This is a genomic window from Mesorhizobium sp. M0019, from assembly GCF_040323975.1.
Classification (GTDB): Bacteria; Pseudomonadota; Alphaproteobacteria; order Rhizobiales; family Rhizobiaceae; genus Mesorhizobium.
Genome location: NZ_JAMYVK010000001.1, coordinates 159,452 through 176,543 on the forward strand (window position 1 = coordinate 159,452; position 17,092 = coordinate 176,543).

Annotated in this window: 13 protein-coding genes and 1 pseudogene; 13 read left to right on the plus strand and 1 reads right to left on the minus strand. The window is 62.2% G+C overall.

Going from position 1 to position 17,092, the window contains the following annotated elements:
- The first annotated feature begins 256 nt into the window (after window positions 1-256).
- The 3 genes from NKK47_RS00730 (at window position 257) to NKK47_RS00740 (ending at window position 2,917) form a co-directional block, all read left to right on the plus strand.
- On the plus strand, window positions 257-1,753 hold the full coding sequence (locus NKK47_RS00730) for a CoA-acylating methylmalonate-semialdehyde dehydrogenase (RefSeq protein WP_023678059.1): 1,497 nt from the start codon (window positions 257-259) through the stop codon (window positions 1,751-1,753).
- 249 nt (window positions 1,754-2,002) lie between these two features.
- Window positions 2,003-2,299 (plus strand): hypothetical protein, encoded by a 297-nt coding sequence (locus NKK47_RS00735; protein WP_352574655.1) that lies wholly within the window; start codon window positions 2,003-2,005, stop codon window positions 2,297-2,299.
- Window positions 2,300-2,602: 303 nt separating this feature from the next.
- Window positions 2,603-2,917, plus strand: a complete 315-nt coding sequence (locus tag NKK47_RS00740) for a hypothetical protein (protein ID WP_023678057.1) — start codon at window positions 2,603-2,605, stop codon at window positions 2,915-2,917.
- A 13-nt stretch (window positions 2,918-2,930) separates the two neighbouring features.
- Here the strand turns inward: NKK47_RS00740 and NKK47_RS00745 are convergent, their stop codons facing one another.
- A complete protein-coding gene (locus NKK47_RS00745; protein WP_502894516.1) occupies window positions 2,931-3,521 on the minus strand; it encodes a GntR family transcriptional regulator in 591 nt (196 codons plus the stop codon).
- 166 nt (window positions 3,522-3,687) lie between these two features.
- On the opposite strand from NKK47_RS00745, the gene NKK47_RS00750 reads away from it, so the two are divergent.
- The 10 genes and pseudogenes from NKK47_RS00750 to pyc all read left to right on the plus strand — a co-directional run bounded on the left by NKK47_RS00750 (window position 3,688) and on the right by pyc (window position 17,004).
- The gene (locus NKK47_RS00750; RefSeq protein WP_352574657.1) at window positions 3,688-4,581 is read left to right on the plus strand and encodes a dihydrodipicolinate synthase family protein; all 894 of its coding nucleotides are present in this window, start codon (window positions 3,688-3,690) and stop codon (window positions 4,579-4,581) included.
- Between the two features lie 48 nt (window positions 4,582-4,629).
- Entirely contained in the window at window positions 4,630-5,880 is a 1,251-nt protein-coding gene (locus NKK47_RS00755) for an NAD(P)/FAD-dependent oxidoreductase (RefSeq protein ID WP_352574659.1), read from the plus strand.
- Between the two features lie 28 nt (window positions 5,881-5,908).
- The gene (locus NKK47_RS00760) at window positions 5,909-6,910 is read left to right on the plus strand and encodes a 4-hydroxyproline epimerase (protein WP_352574660.1); all 1,002 of its coding nucleotides are present in this window, start codon (window positions 5,909-5,911) and stop codon (window positions 6,908-6,910) included.
- 335 nt (window positions 6,911-7,245) lie between these two features.
- Entirely contained in the window at window positions 7,246-8,148 is a 903-nt protein-coding gene (locus tag NKK47_RS00765; protein ID WP_352454929.1) for a branched-chain amino acid ABC transporter permease, read from the plus strand.
- 4 nt (window positions 8,149-8,152) lie between these two features.
- The gene (gene livM, locus NKK47_RS00770) at window positions 8,153-9,781 is read left to right on the plus strand and encodes a high-affinity branched-chain amino acid ABC transporter permease LivM (RefSeq protein WP_352574662.1); all 1,629 of its coding nucleotides are present in this window, start codon (window positions 8,153-8,155) and stop codon (window positions 9,779-9,781) included.
- Window positions 9,781-10,941, plus strand: a pseudogene (locus NKK47_RS00775) (ABC transporter ATP-binding protein); the annotation flags it as partial. The gene livM and the pseudogene NKK47_RS00775, both read left to right, overlap by 1 nt.
- A gap of 8 nt (window positions 10,942-10,949) precedes the next feature.
- A complete protein-coding gene (locus tag NKK47_RS00780; RefSeq protein ID WP_352574931.1) occupies window positions 10,950-11,678 on the plus strand; it encodes an ABC transporter ATP-binding protein in 729 nt (242 codons plus the stop codon).
- A 19-nt stretch (window positions 11,679-11,697) separates the two neighbouring features.
- Window positions 11,698-12,045 (plus strand): DUF6867 family protein, encoded by a 348-nt coding sequence (locus NKK47_RS00785; RefSeq protein WP_023678048.1) that lies wholly within the window; start codon window positions 11,698-11,700, stop codon window positions 12,043-12,045.
- Window positions 12,046-12,183: 138 nt separating this feature from the next.
- Window positions 12,184-13,314 carry a branched-chain amino acid ABC transporter substrate-binding protein gene (locus tag NKK47_RS00790; RefSeq protein ID WP_352574664.1) on the plus strand — a complete coding sequence of 377 codons (1,131 nt, stop codon included), beginning with the start codon at window positions 12,184-12,186 and terminating at the stop codon, window positions 13,312-13,314.
- A gap of 231 nt (window positions 13,315-13,545) precedes the next feature.
- Window positions 13,546-17,004, plus strand: a complete 3,459-nt coding sequence (pyc, locus tag NKK47_RS00795) for a pyruvate carboxylase (protein WP_352574666.1) — start codon at window positions 13,546-13,548, stop codon at window positions 17,002-17,004.
- Window positions 17,005-17,092 lie beyond the last annotated feature (88 nt).

Here is a 17,092-nt window from a genome sequence, read left to right on the forward strand (position 1 = left end):
GTGAAGATTTCCGAAGGCGGGCGTGACAGCCAATCTCCCCCCTTGAGGGGGAGATGTCCGGCAGGACAGAGGGGGGCGGTGAAGGAACTCAATCTCAATCCTTGCTGCTGGGGACCTGCATTCTTCCTATTTGCGAGAATTGATGCTCTGCCGTCAACCGCTATCTATTCTCCGCACAACGGTTGCGTTTTCGCTCGCGTTGCCATCGCTCCCGCAAAGGCGGACAATGCCTCATCACGAACCAGGGAGAGAGACCATGATCGAATACGGTCATTTCATCGGCGGCAAGCGCGTCGCCGGAACCAGCGGCCGCAAGCAGGACGTCATGCAGCCGATGGACGGCACGGTGCGCGGCACGGTGGCGCTGGCTTCGCAGGCGGAATTGCGCGCGGCGGTCGAAAACGCCAAGGCCGCACAGCCCGGCTGGGCGGCGACCAATCCGCAGCGACGCGTACGCGTCCTGATGCGGTTCCTCGAGCTGGTCGCCAAGGAGTATGACGCGCTGGCCGAGATATTGGCGCGCGAACACGGCAAGACCATCGCCGACGCCAAGGGCGACATCCAGCGCGGCCTCGAAGTGGTCGAGGTCTGCATCGGTGCGCCGCATATGATGAAGGGCGAGTTCACCGATGGCGCCGGCCCCGGCATCGACGTCTATTCGATGCGCCAGCCGCTCGGCGTCGTCGCCGGCATCACGCCGTTCAATTTTCCGGCGATGATCCCGTTGTGGAAGATCGCGCCGGCCATCGCCTGCGGCAATGCCTACATCCTCAAGCCGTCGGAGCGCGATCCGGGCGTGCCGATGCGGATTGCCGAACTGTTCATCGAGGCCGGTCTGCCGGCGGGCATCCTTAATGTCGTCAACGGCGACAAGGAAGTGGTCGACGCCATCCTCGACGATCCCGACATCAAGGCCATCGGTTTCGTAGGCTCGACACCGATCGCCCAGTACATCTATTCGCGCGGCTGCGCGGCCGGCAAGCGCGTGCAGTGCTTCGGCGGCGCCAAGAACCACATGATCATCATGCCCGATGCCGACATGGATCAGACCGTCGACGCGCTGATCGGCGCCGGCTACGGCTCGGCCGGCGAGCGCTGCATGGCGATCTCGGTGGCCGTCCCGGTCGGCAACGACACCGCTAACCGGCTGATGGAAAGACTGGTGCCGCGCGTCGAGAGCCTGAAGGTCGGTCCGTCGACGGATTCTTCCGCCGATTTCGGCCCGCTGGTGACGGCGCAGGCGTTGGAACGGGTCAAATCCTATGTCGACACCGGCGTCAAGGAAGGCGCCAAGCTGGTCGTCGACGGCCGCGGCTTTTCCATGCAGGGCTACGAGAACGGCTACTATATGGGCGGCTGCCTGTTCGACAATGTGACCGCCGACATGCGCATCTACAAGGAAGAGATCTTTGGGCCGGTGCTGTCGGTGGTGCGCGCACCGACCTACGAGAACGCCATCAAGCTCGCCAACGAGCACGAGATGGGCAATGGCGTTGCCATCTTCACCCGCGACGGCGATGCGGCGCGCGACTTCGCCTCGCGGGTTCAGGTCGGCATGGTCGGCATCAACGTGCCGATCCCGGTGCCGATCGCCTACTACACCTTCGGCGGCTGGAAGGCGTCCTCCTTCGGCGACCTCAACCAGCACGGGCCGGACGCGTTCCGCTTCTACACCAAGACCAAGACGGTAACGTCGCGCTGGCCGTCCGGCGTGAAGGATGGTGCCGAGTTCGTCATCCCGACGATGAACTGACCGAACGATCCGTTTGCGTGTCCTCGCTTCCGGTTGCGGGCGCGCGAAGACAGACCGCGAGAAAGGCCCGGGCTCTGAGTCCGGGCTTTTTTGTCGCCGTCTTCATTGGCATGAACACTAATGTGATGGAACCAAGAAGGCAGCAATCTTCTTAGGTTGCAGTCCTGCCGCGAAGGAGACGCTGGCAGATCAACCAACGGCGCTGGTGACGGCTCCGGGGGATATCGTCCGGCGCAAAGGAGGTGTCAGATGGCACGTCTCATGGCGACAATAGCTTGCGCTGCAGTGGCAGTTTCCGCGATACCGGCAATGGCTGCCGAGCAATGCGCGGCTCGCGCCGATATGGTCAAGGCGCTCGGCGAGAAGTTTCATGAAAACCCGAGCGCAGTCGGCGTCGTCAATCCGAATGTGGTGCTTGAAGTCTTCGTTTCCGACAAGGGCACATGGACCATCCTCGCCAGCGACACAAAAGGTCAAAGCTGCGTGATTTCAGTCGGCGAAGGCTGGGAAAGCGCGATGACGACAGCGGCGCTGCCAGGCATCTGAACGATTTATCACGGGTCTGCGCGCCTCGGCATGGCCGCACAGCCTGTGGCCCATTCTTTCGGCGACATCCGTAAAACGGATCTGCAGGCGCCCGCTTGGGCGCCTGCTTGCGCTTTTCCATTGCCGATACCATATATCGAGAACATAATGGGAACATCTGGAATTGTTCCCACCAATGGCAGACCGGAACACAGAAAGGAACGACGCGATGATGATGACGTCGGAACCGGCCTGAATCGCTCCGGCAAAATGAGGCCGTCAAACCCCTCCTTTGCCGGAACGTGATGGCAAAGGAGGTGCCCTATGGCACGCAAATCGCTGTTGAGATGGGTGAAAACCCTAGTTCTTGCTGGCGCATTGGCGGTGGGTACGAACACCGCAGGCGCGCAGTATCAATACTGCGTTGAACATGGCGAGATCGTCGCCCATTTGAGCGAGAAGTTCCAGGAAAGGCAGTTTGCTTTGGGGCTGATCGGTCATGAGGCGGTCATGGAAGTCTTTGTCGCCGAGACCGGAACCTGGACCATCGTCGTCACCGATATCGCCGGCAGAAGCTGCATCGTCGCGGCCGGCGACAATTGGGAAAACGTGATGGCCCTGCCCGGCCAGGGCGCATGACGAAATGGCAGGCTCAGCGCGTAGCAGCCGCCTCGGCATGGCCGCGCAAAAGCGCCATCAGCCGCTTGGCGTCCTTGGCCGCGGCCTCTTCGTCGCCGGCGAGGATCGAGCGGATCAGCGCGACATGGTGCTCGGCTGATTCGGCCAAGCCGGTATCGGCCTTGTAGCGAAACCAGAAGCGGCGGCTGTGGGTTTGCAAGGGCGCCGCCAGGCGCGCGGCGAACGGGTTGTCGGCAGCCAGCGCCAGCGCCTCATCAAGCGCCTTGTCGGCCTGGATGAAGTAAAACACATTTTCCGAAATCACCGCCTTTTGCATGGCAAGGGCAGCGTCATGGAACAGGTCGGCGGCCTCGCGGGTGACGAAGCGGGCGGCCGAGCGGGCAAGCACCACCTCGATGCCACGGCGGGCGTCGAGGACACGCAGCCAGTCGCCAGGGTGAAGCGGGGCAATGGCAATGCCGGCACGCGGCCGGACTTCGAGCAGCCCCTCCCAGGCCAGCCGCTGGATCGCTTCGCGCACCGGGGTGCGGCCGAGGCCGAGCCTGTCGATCAGCGCCCCCTCGGTGATGAAGCTCGCGGGCGCCAGTTCGAGAGTTACGATCATGTGCTCGAGCCTGCGGTAGGCCTTCGCGGTCGCCGGCTCGGAGCCCGGTCTGTCATATACCAATGCGACATCTCCTGATATATTGTTGATATATCATATCAGATTCAACGTTGACAGCCGGCTTCTTAAGAAATATACGACTGATATATCAGATGGAGCGATCGACATGTGGGCCGGAGTCTTCCCCGCCGTTACGACCAAATTCACCGAGGACGACGGCCTCGACCATGCCGAGATGGAGCGCTGCTTTGCGCTGCAGATGGAGGCCGGCTGTGACGGCATCATCGTCTGCGGGTCGCTCGGCGAAGGCCCGATGCTGTCGCACGACGAGAAGATCGCGGTGCTGAAGACCGCGCAGAAGATCGCCGGCAAGAAACCGGTGCTGTTGACGGTCAACGAGGCCGGTACACGCGAGGCGGCGGCGATCGCGCGCCGCGCCGCCAAGGAAGGCGCCAACGGTTTGATGGTGGTGCCGAGCCCGATCTACCATACCAATGCCGAGGAGACGGTCGCGGCACTCAGCGCCGTCGCCGCGGCCGGCGACCTGCCGGTGATGATCTACTCCAACCGGCTTGCCTACCGCGTCGACGTCACCGTCGACCAGATGGAGGAGTTGGCGAAGGACCAACGCTTCGTCGCCATAAAAGAGTCCTCCGACGATATCCGCCGCTCGATCGAGATCATCAACCGCCTCGGCGACCGCTACGACCTGTTCACCGGCGTAGACAATCTCGCCTTCGAGGCGCTGTCGGTCGGCGCCATCGGCTGGGTGGCGGGCCTGGTCACCGCGTTCCCGCGCGAGACCGTCGCCATCTACCAGCTGATGAGACAGGGCCGCCGCGAGGAGGCGTTGAAGATCTACCGCTGGTTCCGGCCGCTGCTCGACCTCGACGTCTCGACCTATCTGGTGCAGAACATCAAGCTCGCCGAAGTGTTGGCGATCAACACCAACGACCGCGTGCGCATGCCGCGCCAGCCATTGTCGGGCGAGCAGCGCAAGGCAGTCGAAAAGATCGTCAGGGATGCGCTGGCGGTGCGGCCAGAGCTGCCGACATTCTGATCCAGTCGCTTTGAAGGCATTTGCAGATGTGCAGCGCGGCGCATGGCAATGAATGATAATGCTACGCTCGATGTCGCCATCATTGGTGGCGGCATCATCGGCATCTGCGCCGCCGCCTTTCTGGCAGAGGCGGGCCAAAATGTCACGATCTTCGATCGGACGGGGATCTGTGAGGAAACCAGCTCCGGCAATGCCGCTGCCTTTGCCTTCTCCGATGTGCTGCCGCTCGCCCACAAGGGCATGATCAAGCAGTTGCCGAAATGGCTCGCCGACCCGCTCGGCCCGCTCAGCATCCCACCCGCGTATCTGCCGAAGCTGCTGCCCTGGCTGGTCCGCTTCTGGCGCGCCGGCCGAAGCGACCGCTACGAAGCCGGCCTTGCCGCGCAGGCCGGGATGATGAAGCTCGCCGAGGCGGAATGGATGGGCTTGCTCGACCGTTCCGGCACACGGCCGATGCTGCATGAGGACGGCTCGCTCGAACTCTACGACAGCGAGGCCGAGTTCAAGGCCTCGCTGACCGGCTGGGCGGCAAGGCAGCGCTTCGGCATCGGCTTCAGCCATGTCGAGGGGAGCGCTCTCACAGCCCTGCAGCCCGGTCTGTCGCCGCGCTTCGTCAAGGGAACGTTCGTGCCGGGGTGGAAAACCGTTGCCGATCCCAAGCTGCTTGGAAAGGCCTTGTGGGCCTATGCCGAGAGGTTGGGCGCCGGGTTCGAAAGGGCCCGGATCGAGCGTGTCAAGGCGGGACAGGACGGCGCGATCTTGACCACGGCCGACGGCACGCGGCGACGGGCGAAGCACGTCGTCATCGCTGCCGGGGCCTGGTCGCATCTGCTGGCGAGACATCTCGGCGACGGAATCCCGCTGGAGACCGAGCGTGGCTACAACACGACGTTGCCGAAGACTGCCTTCGACGTAAAGCGGCAATTGATCTTCTCCGGGCATGGCTTCGTCATCACGCCGCTCGAGACGGGCCTGCGCGTCGGCGGTGCGGTCGAACTCGGCGGCCTTGAGAGGCCGCCCAATTATGCGCGCTCGAAAGCGCTGCTCGAAAAGGCGCAGAAATTCCTGCCGGGACTGGATCCGGCCAATGGACGCGAATGGATGGGGTTCCGGCCGTCGCTGCCGGATTCGCTGCCGGTGATCGGGCGGTCGCAACAAACGCCGTCGGTGGTGTATGGTTTCGGCCACGGTCACCTCGGCCTGACCCAGGCTGCGGCGACCGGGCGCTTGATCCGCGAGCTCGTTCTCGGGCAGAATCCATCGCTCGATCTCGGCCCGTTCAGCCCGCAACGGTTTTGAGTTCGAAGACATTCAGTTGGGAGCCGGTATGGCCAAGAATTCCTTCTTCTGCATAGACGGCCACACCTGCGGCAATCCGGTGCGGCTGGTCGCCGGCGGTGGGCCTTTGCTCAAGGGCTCAACGATGATGGAGCGGCGAGCGCATTTCCTGGCCGAATATGACTGGATCCGCACCGGGCTGATGTTCGAGCCGCGCGGCCATGACGTGATGTCCGGCTCGATCCTCTATCCGCCGACGCGTGAAGATTGCGACATCGCCATCCTGTTCATCGAAACCTCGGGCTGCTTGCCGATGTGCGGCCACGGCACCATCGGCACGGTAACTTTTGCCGTCGAGCATGGGCTGATCAAGCCGAAGACACCGGGCGTGCTCAGGCTGGATACGCCGGCGGGCGTGGTCGTAGCGGAGTACAGCCAAGTCGGCGACTATGTCGAGGAGGTGCGCATCACCAATGTGCCTTCCTTCCTCTATGCCGAGGCACTGACCGTCGAATGCCCCGGGCTCGGCGAGATCAGCGTCGATGTCGCCTATGGCGGCAATTTCTACGCCATCGTCGAACCGCAAAAGACCTATCGCGACATGGCCGACCATTCGGCCGGCGAACTGATCGCCTGGAGCCCGGTGGTGCGGCAGCGGCTCAACGAAAAATATACCTTCGTGCATCCAGAGAATCCCGGCATCAATACGCTGTCGCACATATTGTGGACCGGCGCGCCGACCAACCCGCAAGCCGATGCCCGCAACGCCGTCTTCTACGGCGACAAGGCAATCGACCGGTCGCCCTGCGGCACCGGCACCTCGGCGCGTATGGCGCAGCTTCACGCCAAGGGCAAGCTTGGGGTTGGCGACGACTTCGTCCACGAATCGATCATTGGTTCGCTGTTCAAGGGCGGGGTCGAGGAAGAGGTCACCGTCGCCGGCAAGCCGGCAATCATTCCGTCGATCGGCGGCTGGGCACGAATGACCGGATTGAACACGATCTTCATCGACGACCGCGACCCGTTCGCGCACGGCTTCGTCGTCAAATAGAAAAAACACTGACGCAAGGGAAAGAGAGAGAGCGCAAGCGGATTGACGTCAACGGCGCAACGATCCCGCTCATCAACTTATTTTGACGGCGATTTCTTCGAAATGGAGCGCATGCTGCGATTGAATCGTCAAAGACTTTGCGTTAGGCCAATGGTAGGGTCCGCGATGGTCCAGGGGGCGGACGGGAACAAAACGGGCAATCGAACGGCGTGCGGCGAAAACACGCATAATGATCGAAAAATCACGTTGCAATCCGGGCTCGAAACTTTACGACTAGGGGAAATACGAAAAGGAATGCGTCTGCATGGGCGACATTCCAGGGGAGCCACGACAGCATGCAGTATTTTGTCCAGCAGCTTATCAATGGGCTGACGCTGGGATCGATCTATGGGCTGATCGCGATCGGCTATACGATGGTCTACGGCATCATCGGCATGATCAATTTCGCCCATGGCGACATTTTCATGATCGGCGCTTTCACGGCGCTCATCGTTTTCCTTATTCTCGGTGCGTTGTTCTATTCGCTGCCGATCGTCGTTGCGCTGCTGATCATGATGATCGTCGCGATGCTGCTGACCAGCCTGTATAATTGGACGATCGAGAAGGTGGCCTACCGGCCTTTGCGCGGTTCATTCCGGCTGGCGCCGCTGATCACCGCGATTGGCATGTCGATTGCGCTGTCCAATTTCGTCCAGGTGACGCAAGGGCCGCGCAACAAGCCGGTCCCGCCAATGGTGTCCAAGGTCTACAACATCGAAGGCATCAGCGTCTCGCTGAAGCAGATCATCATCGTCCTGGTCACCATAGTCCTGCTCGCGCTGTTCTGGTACCTGGTCAACAAGACCTCGCTCGGCCGGGCGCAGCGCGCCTGCGAGCAGGATCGCAAGATGGCCGCACTGCTCGGCGTCGACGTCGATCGCACCATCTCGATCACCTTCATCATGGGCGCCGCCCTTGCCGCCGTCGCCGGCACGTTGTTCCTGATGTATTACGGCGTTGTGGTGTTTTCCGACGGCTTTACGCCCGGTGTGAAGGCGTTTACTGCCGCGGTGCTCGGCGGCATCGGCTCACTGCCCGGCGCCGTGCTCGGCGGGCTGATGATTGGCTTCATCGAAAGCATGTGGTCGGCTTATTTCTCGATCGACTACAAGGACGTCGCCGCCTTCTCCATCCTGGCGATCGTGCTGATCTTCCTGCCTTCCGGCATTCTCGGCCGGCCAGAAGTCGAAAAGGTCTGAGATCATGGCGGTTACCGTGTCTCCGGAAAGCACCGTCGTCGCCACCCCGGTCCAGCGCGCTTTTCGCGAAGCGCTCTATGCCGGCGCCATCTCGCTTGGCCTGTTCGTGCTGTTCATCGGCCTGAAGACCGACCAGAACATCTCCAACGAACTGATCCTGGTGCAGCGCTGGGGCTTGCTCGCCGGCGTCGTGATCGCCACCATGGCCGGACGCTTCCTTTACGTCGCCTATGGCCAACCCTTCCTGGCGAACCAGAAGATCGTCGACGTCGCCACCGGCCTGCTGCCGGTCAGCCTGGCTTCGCGATTCTTCCGCTTTCCCGCGTTCATCGTGGCGCTCGCCGTCGCCGTTATTCTGCTCGCGCTCAGCGGCTTTCTGACCGAGGCCTTAGGGCCGGAACTTTCCGATTTCGTGCGGTTCGTGCGGGCGCTTGCAATCATCTATGCGCTGGCCTGGCTGATTTATCATTTCCGGGCCTTCATTCATGCTCATTTCTCGGCATTGGGCATAACTGCACTGGCGCTCTACCCGATCGTGGTGGTGTTGGTGCTAGCGCTATATGCCGGGTCGATGGCCGCCGGTTTCCAGGGCTCGCTGAAATATGTCGACAATTACGGCATCCAGATCCTGATCTACGTGATGCTGGCCTGGGGGCTGAATATCGTTATCGGTTTGGCCGGCCTGCTCGATCTCGGCTATGTCGCCTTCTACGCCGTCGGTGCCTACGCCTATGCGCTGCTCGGCACGCATTTCGGCCTCTCCTTCTGGATCCTGCTGCCCGCCGCCGGCCTGATGGCTGCGTTTTGGGGGGTGATGCTAGGCTTCCCGGTGCTGCGCTTGCGCGGTGACTATCTGGCGATCGTGACGCTCGCCTTCGGCGAAATCATAAGGCTGGTGATCATCAACTGGCGCGAGGTGACCAACGGCTCGGCCGGCATTTCCGGCATCCCGAAGGTGTCTTTCTTCGGCCTGATGTCATTCAACGTCTCCGACCCGAACTACATCTCGAAGGTGCTCGGCATCGCCCAATCGGGTGCCTACTACAAGATATTCCTCTACTATTTGATCCTCGGGCTCTGCCTGCTGACGGCCTTCGTCACCGTGAGGCTCAGGCGGATGCCGGTCGGCCGTGCCTGGGAAGCGCTGCGCGAGGACGAGATCGCCTGCCGTTCGCTCGGCATCAACACCACCACCACCAAGCTCACCGCCTTTGCCACGGGCGCGATGTTCGGCGGCTTCGCTGGCTCGTTCTTTGCCGCGCGGCAAGGCTTCGTCAGCCCGGAATCCTTCGTCTTCCTGGAATCGGCGATCATCCTCGCCATCGTCGTGCTTGGCGGCATGGGCTCGCTGGTCGGCATTGCCGTCGCCGCCATGGTGATGATCGGCGGCACCGAAGTCCTGCGCGAACTGGATTTCCTCAAGACCGGCCTCAGGTGGGGCAACACTACGGTCATACCCGGTTTCGGGTCCGGCTTCACGCCGGAACTGTATCGCATGCTGCTGTTCGGCATGGCGATGGTCATCGTCATGCTGTGGAAGCCGCGCGGCTTCGTCGGCAGCCGCGAGCCGACAGCTTTCCTCAAGGTGCGCAGGGCGGTGTCTGGGTCCTTCACCAAGGAGGGACACGGCTGATGAACGCGAGCCCCTCCGTGAACAATGCCATCCTGCAGGTCGAGCATTTGTCGATGAAGTTCGGCGGTCTCGTCGCCATCGGCGACCTTTCCTTCCAGGCCAAGCGCGGCGAGATCACCGCGTTGATCGGTCCCAACGGCGCCGGCAAGACCACCGTGTTCAATTGCATCACCGGTTTCTACAAGCCGTCGGAAGGCATGATCACGCTCAACCGGCGCGACGGCTCCACGTTCCTGCTCGAACGCTTGCCCAACCATGAGATCCCGGCGCGCGCCAAGGTGGCGCGCACCTTCCAGAACATCCGCCTGTTCTCGGGCATGACGCTGCTGGAGAACCTTCTCGTCGCCCAGCACAACAAGCTGATGAAGGCCTCCGGTTACACCATTCTCGGCCTGTTCGGCTTTAGCGGCTACAGACAGGCCTCGGCGGAATCGGTTGAACTGGCCGAGCACTGGCTGGAGAAGGCCGATCTTGTCGACCGCGCCGACGATCCGGCCGGCGATCTGCCCTATGGCGCGCAGCGGCGGCTCGAAATCGCTCGCGCCATGTGCACCGGGCCTGAGCTTCTGTGCCTCGACGAGCCGGCCGCTGGTCTCAATCCGAAAGAATCGGCGGGGCTCAATGCGCTGCTGATGGACATCAAGGACAACACCGGCACGTCGATCCTTTTGATCGAGCACGACATGGCGGTGGTGATGCAGATTTCAGACCATGTCGTGGTGCTCGAATACGGGCGCAAAATCTCGGACGGCAACCCGCAATCGGTGCGAACCGACCCGCGCGTCATCGCCGCCTATCTTGGCGTCGACGACGAGGAGGTCGAGACGGTGCTCACCGAAGTCGGCGACGAAGACGTCATCGAGCAATTGGATACGGGTCCGGATGCCGCCCACGGCCCAGGCACATCGGCTTCGTATCTCGCCGGACCGGTGGCCGACACGGTCGGCCATAGCGAGGGCGAGCGCGTCACCGTGTCGAAAGGTGCCTCGAAAGCCGGGCAGTTCGATGCGAGGTCGAGTGCCGCAGCAAGCAAGGCGGCAGCGCAGGCCAAAGCCAAACCGACGGCGAAATCTTCTGCCGCGAAATCCTCTGCAGCAAAGCCGGCCACCAAGGCTCCGGTGAAGCCGAAGACGCCGCGCGTCTCCAATCGGCGCGGAGGGCGCAAGTGATGGCCGGCACAACGCTGCTCGATATCAAGGGCGTTCAGACCTACTACGGCAACATCAGGGCGCTGAACGGTGTCGACGTCACCGTCAGGCAAGGTGAGATCGTAGCGCTGATCGGTGCCAACGGCGCCGGCAAGTCGACGCTGATGATGACCATCTTCGGTGCTCCCCGCGCCCGCGCGGGTACTATCACATTCGCCGGTACCGACATCACCCAACTGCCGACCCACGAGATCGCGCGCATGCGCATCGCCCAGTCGCCGGAAGGGCGCCGCATTTTCCCGCGCATGACGGTGATGGAAAATCTGCAAATGGGCGCCAGCCTCGACAACCTCGAGCATTATGACGAGGACGTCGAGAAGGTGTTCACGCTGTTTCCACGCCTGAAGGAACGCATTGCCCAGCGTGGCGGCACGCTGTCCGGCGGCGAGCAGCAGATGCTGTCGATCGGGCGCGCGCTGATGGCGCGGCCGAAGCTGCTTTTGCTCGACGAGCCGTCGCTCGGCCTGGCGCCGCTGGTCGTCAAGCAGATATTCGACGCAATCCGCGAGTTGAACCGGACTCAAGGCCTGACCGTGTTCCTGGTCGAGCAGAACGCCTTCGGCGCGCTGAAACTCGCCACGCGCGGCTATGTCATGGTCAACGGCAATGTGACGATGAGCGGCACCGGCAAGGAGTTGCTCGCCAATCCGGAAGTGCGCGCCGCCTATCTCGAAGGCGGCCATCACTGAGTTTCAGGAGGCATCAATCATGCAGGGCATTCTCTATGAGGAACCCTCGATCTGGCAGTTCTTCTTCGTCACCTGCCTGCTCGGCGGCTGGGCGGCGTGGATGACGGGCAAGGCGTGTGCGCAGACGTGGCGCAGCTTCGCCCAGTTGTTCGCCTTCATGCTGGGGCTCGGCATCGGCATAAGGTTCATTCATCACGCGCTGTTCGGCGGAACGATGTTCTCGCTGCATTACTACATCGTCGATACCATTGTGCTGATGATCTTGGGCTTCATCGGCTACCAATACACGCGCACCAACCAGATGGTAACGCAGTATAATTGGCTTTACGAAAGAGCCTCTCTTTTGAGCTGGAAACCAAAAGGTTGACATTTATCATTAACGGCGTTTCAGGGATGAATCGGCGTGACAAGTGCCTGAAAATCGGCAAAGTACTCTTTCTGCGAGCAAGAGTGGGCATCGCATGAAAGCAACATCCACGCCCACTCGGTAAATGGGAGCGTTTCAATGAAAAAGTCACTTTTGTCCGCCGTCGCCCTGACCGCGCTTGTCGCGTTCAGCGGCAACGCGTGGGCTGACATCCTGATCGGCGTTGCCGGTCCGATCACCGGTCCGAACGCAGCGTTCGGCGCCCAGCTTCAGAAGGGTGCCGAACAGGCAGTCGCCGATATCAATGCGGCCGGCGGCGTTCTTGGCCAGCAGCTCAAGCTTGAAGTCGGCGACGACGTCTCCGATCCCAAGCAAGGCATCTCGGTCGCCAACAAGTTCGTCGCCGACGGCGTCAAGTATGTCGATGGCCACTTCAACTCCGGCGTCTCGATCCCGGCGTCGGAAGTCTACGCCGAGAACGGCATCCTTGAGATCACGCCGGCCGCGACCAATCCGAAGTTGACGGAACGTGGCATGTGGAACACCTTCCGCACCTGCGGACGCGACGATCAGCAGGGCAAGGTCGCTGGCGACTATCTCGCCGCGAACTTCAAGGATGCCAAGATCGCTGTCATCCATGACAAGACGCCTTATGGCCAGGGCCTCGCCGACGAAACCAAGAAGGCGCTCGCAGCCAACGGCGTGACTGAGGCCATGTATGAAGGCATCAATGTCGGCGACAAGGATTTCTCGGCCCTCATCGCCAAGATGAAGGACGCGGGCGTCTCGGTCGTCTACTATGGCGGCCTGCACACCGAAGCCGGCCTGATCATACGCCAGCTCGCTGACCAGGGCCTCAAGGCAACCTTCATGTCCGGCGACGGCATTGTGTCGAACGAATTGGCCTCCATCGCCGGCGACGCCGTCGAGGGCACGCTGATGACGTTCGCTCCGGATCCGCGCAAGAATCCGAACGCCAAGGAACTCGTCGAGAAGTTCCGTGCGGCCGGCTTCGAGCCTGAGGCCTATACCCTTTACTCCTACGCGGCGATGGAAATCATCGCGGCCGCCATCACCAAGACCGGTTCAGCCGATGACGCTCAGAAGGTAGCCGAGACCATCAAGTCGGCCGGCCCCTGGAAGACCGCGATCGGCGAGATCGGCTACGACACGAAGGGCGATATCACCCGTCCTGACTACGTCATGTACACCTGGAAGAAGGGTGACGACGGCAAGTACACCTATGTCGAGAACGCACCCGGCAAATAACCGGACGTTGCTACATGAGAATGCCCGGCGCCTCGCGCCGGGCATTTTTTATGAGAGTTCCCGAAAGCCTGGATCGGAACTGCCCAGGCGTTCTTCGGATCGACACGCAATGTGTCAGCGCGATAGATCAAATTAAATCGGTTTAATCCTCTTTTCGATTTTGTTTGCACTGCAGCATTTTCGCGCTAATCATGTCCGGCAGTTCCCTTCCCCGCGTCCGGAGCCCTGTCCTTGGCAATCTCGAAGATCCTTGTCGCCAACCGCTCCGAAATAGCCATCCGCGTCTTCCGCGCGGCAAACGAGCTCGGCCTCAAAACCGTGGCGATCTGGGCAGAGGAGGACAAATACTCCCTGCATCGCTTCAAGGCCGACGAAAGCTACCAGGTCGGGCGCGGGCCGCATTTGGCCAGGGATATGGGGCCGATCGAAAGCTATCTGTCGATCGAGGAGGTTATCCGCGTCGCCAGGCTATCGGGCGCCGATGCCATCCATCCAGGGTACGGCCTGCTGTCGGAAAGCCCGGAATTCGCCGAAGCCTGCGCCAAGGCCGGCATCATCTTCATCGGGCCAAAGCCGGATACGATGCGCAGGCTGGGCAACAAGGTCGCCGCCCGCAATCTCGCAATCGAAGTCGGTGTGCCGGTAATTCCCGCTACCGATCCCTTGCCGGACGACATGGCGGCGGTAAAGGAACTCGCCAAGACGATCGGCTACCCGGTGATGCTCAAGGCGTCCTGGGGCGGCGGCGGCCGGGGCATGCGCGCCATCCGGTCCGAGGCCGATCTCGCCCGCGAGGTGATGGAAGGCAAGCGTGAGGCGAAGGCCGCTTTCGGCAAGGACGAGGTCTATCTCGAAAAGCTGATCGAGCGCGCGCGCCATGTCGAGGTGCAGGTGCTGGGCGACACACATGGCAACGCCGTGCACCTGTTCGAGCGCGATTGTTCGATCCAGCGTCGCAACCAGAAAGTGGTCGAGCGGGCGCCGGCGCCCTACCTCGAAATGTCACAGCGCGAGGAGCTTTGCGGCTACGCGCTGAGGATCGCGCGCGAAACCAGCTATATCGGCGCCGGCACGGTCGAGTTCTTGCAGGATGCCGACACCGGAAAATTCTACTTCATCGAGGTCAATCCGCGTATCCAGGTCGAGCACACCGTCACCGAACAGGTGACCGGCATCGACATCGTCAAGGCGCAGATCCATATCCTCGATGGCTTTGCCATCGGCACGGCGGAATCGGGCGTTCCGGCGCAGAAGGACATCAGGCTCAACGGTCACGCGCTGCAGTGCCGCATCACCACGGAAGATCCCGAGCATAATTTCATCCCCGACTATGGCCGCATCACCGCCTATCGCGGTGCCACCGGCTTCGGTATCCGCCTTGATGGCGGCACCGCCTATTCGGGCGCGGTCATCACCCGCTTCTACGATCCGCTGCTGGAAAAGGTAACGGCGTGGGCGCCGACGCCGGCCGAGACCATCGCCCGCATGAACCGGGCGCTGCGCGAATTCCGCATCCGCGGCGTGGCGACCAACCTCACGTTCCTCGAGGCGATCATCAATCACCCGAGCTTCGCCGACAATTCCTACACCACCAAGTTCATCGACACGACGCCGGAACTGTTCGCCAGTGTGAAGCGGCAGGACCGCGCGACCAAGCTGCTCAACTACCTTGCCGACGTTTCGGTCAATGGTCATCCCGAGACGCGCGGCCGGCCGCAGCCAAAGGCCGATGCGGCGCCACCGGTGGTGCCATATCTCAACGGCAATGTGCCTCAAGGCAGCAAGCAGAAGCTCGACGTGCTCGGGCCGGAGAAATTCGCCGCGTGGATGCGCGAACAAAAAGAGGTGCTGGTCACCGACACGACAATGCGCGACGGGCATCAATCCTTGCTCGCGACGCGTATGCGCACCTATGACATCGCCGGAATTGCAGGCACCTATGCGCGTGCTCTGCCGCAGCTTTTGTCGCTCGAATGCTGGGGCGGCGCCACATTCGACGTCGCCATGCGCTTTCTCACCGAAGACCCATGGGAGCGGCTGTCACTGGTGCGCGAGGCAGCACCCAACCTTCTGCTGCAGATGCTCCTGCGCGGTGCCAACGGCGTTGGCTATACCAACTATCCCGACAATGTCGTCCAGCATTTCGTTCGCCAGGCCGCTGCCGGCGGCATCGACCTGTTCCGGGTCTTCGACTGCCTGAACTGGGTCGAGAACATGCGCGTGGCCATGGATGCGGTCGGCGCCGAGGGCAGACTGATCGAAGCGGCGATCTGTTATACCGGCGACATACTCGATCCGGCGCGGGCCAAATACGATCTGAAATACTATGTCGGCCTGGCCAGGGAATTGCAGGCGGCAGGCGCCCATATCATCGCCGTCAAGGACATGGCTGGGCTTCTAAAGCCGAGCGCTGCCCGCGTGCTGTTCAAGGCACTGCGCGAGGCGACGGACCTGCCGATCCACTTCCACACCCACGACACATCCGGCCTGTCGGCGGCAACCGTGCTGGCGGCGGTGGAGAGCGGCGTCGACGCCATCGACGCGGCGATGGATTCGCTATCCGGCAACACCTCGCAGCCGTGCCTCGGTTCGATCGTGGAGGCGCTGAAGGGCACCGAGCGCGATCCGGGCCTCGACCCGCAGTGGATCAGGAACATCTCGTTCTACTGGGAGGCGGTGCGCAACCAGTATTCAGCCTTCGAAAGCGACCTGAAGGGGCCGGCATCGGAGGTCTATCTGCATGAAATGCCGGGCGGTCAGTTCACCAACCTCAAGGAACAGGCGCGCTCGCTCGGGCTGGAGACACGCTGGCACGAAGTGGCGCAGACCTATCAGGACGTCAATCTGATGTTCGGCGACATCGTCAAGGTGACGCCGTCGTCCAAGGTCGTCGGCGACATGGCGCTGATGATGGTGAGCCAGGACCTGACCGTCGCCGACGTCGAGAATCCGGCGAGGGACATCGCCTTCCCGGATTCGGTGGTGTCGATGTTGCGCGGCGATCTCGGCCAGTCGCCGGGCGGCTGGCCAAAGCCATTGCAGAAGAAGGTGCTGAAGGGCGAAAAGCCGATCACGGTGCGGCCGGGTTCGCTGCTCAAACCGGCGGACCTCAAGGCCAGTCGCGCGGAGGTCGAGGAAAAGCTCGAGCGCAAGCTCAGCGAGTTCGAGTTCGCGTCGTGGCTGATGTATCCGAAGGTGTTTTCCGATTTTGCCGCCGCGCAGGAGACCTACGGGCCGGTCAGCGTGCTGCCGACGCCGACCTATTTCTACGGCATGAAGCCGGAAGACGAGATTTTCGTCGACATCGAAAAAGGCAAGACGCTGGTGGTGCGCTGCCTTGCCATGGGCGATGTCGACGAAAAGGGCATGGTCACCGTGTTCTTCGAGCTCAACGGGCAGCCGCGCCGGGTGAAGGTGCCGGACCGGGCGCATGGCGCGTCCGCTGCCAAGGCACGGCGCAAGGCGGAGCCGGGCAATGAGGCGCATGTCGGCGCGCCGATGCCTGGCGTCGTCTCGGCGCTTGCGGTCGCTGCCGGCCAGGCGGTGAAGGCCGGCGACGTGCTGCTGTCGATCGAAGCGATGAAGATGGAAACGGCGTTGCATGCCGAACGCGACGGCACCATAGCCGAGGTGCTGGTCAAGGCCGGCGACCAGATCGATGCCAAGGATCTGCTGATCGCGTTCGGGTGAATAGGCCGGCATCAGACAGCCTTGTCGGCGCCTGGCAGCAACCCTTCATGCCGCATCGATAGCACCTTGACCCGCCGCGCCCGGTCGG

Bases quoted from the DNA above. Each gene is read 5' to 3' on its own strand.
- NKK47_RS00730 (WP_023678059.1), top strand. From the start codon at position 257: ATGATCGAATACGGTCATTTCATCGGCGGCAAGCGCGTCGCCGGAACC.
- NKK47_RS00735 (WP_352574655.1), top strand. From the start codon at position 2,003: ATGGCACGTCTCATGGCGACAATAGCTTGCGCTGCAGTGGCAGTTTCC.
- NKK47_RS00740 (WP_023678057.1), top strand. From the start codon at position 2,603: ATGGCACGCAAATCGCTGTTGAGATGGGTGAAAACCCTAGTTCTTGCT.
- NKK47_RS00745 (WP_502894516.1), bottom strand. From the start codon at position 3,521: ATGATCGTAACTCTCGAACTGGCGCCCGCGAGCTTCATCACCGAGGGG.
- NKK47_RS00750 (WP_352574657.1), top strand. From the start codon at position 3,688: ATGTGGGCCGGAGTCTTCCCCGCCGTTACGACCAAATTCACCGAGGAC.
- NKK47_RS00755 (WP_352574659.1), top strand. From the start codon at position 4,630: ATGAATGATAATGCTACGCTCGATGTCGCCATCATTGGTGGCGGCATC.
- NKK47_RS00760 (WP_352574660.1), top strand. From the start codon at position 5,909: ATGGCCAAGAATTCCTTCTTCTGCATAGACGGCCACACCTGCGGCAAT.
- NKK47_RS00765 (WP_352454929.1), top strand. From the start codon at position 7,246: ATGCAGTATTTTGTCCAGCAGCTTATCAATGGGCTGACGCTGGGATCG.
- livM (WP_352574662.1), top strand. From the start codon at position 8,153: ATGGCGGTTACCGTGTCTCCGGAAAGCACCGTCGTCGCCACCCCGGTC.
- NKK47_RS00780 (WP_352574931.1), top strand. From the start codon at position 10,950: ATGGCCGGCACAACGCTGCTCGATATCAAGGGCGTTCAGACCTACTAC.
- NKK47_RS00785 (WP_023678048.1), top strand. From the start codon at position 11,698: ATGCAGGGCATTCTCTATGAGGAACCCTCGATCTGGCAGTTCTTCTTC.
- NKK47_RS00790 (WP_352574664.1), top strand. From the start codon at position 12,184: ATGAAAAAGTCACTTTTGTCCGCCGTCGCCCTGACCGCGCTTGTCGCG.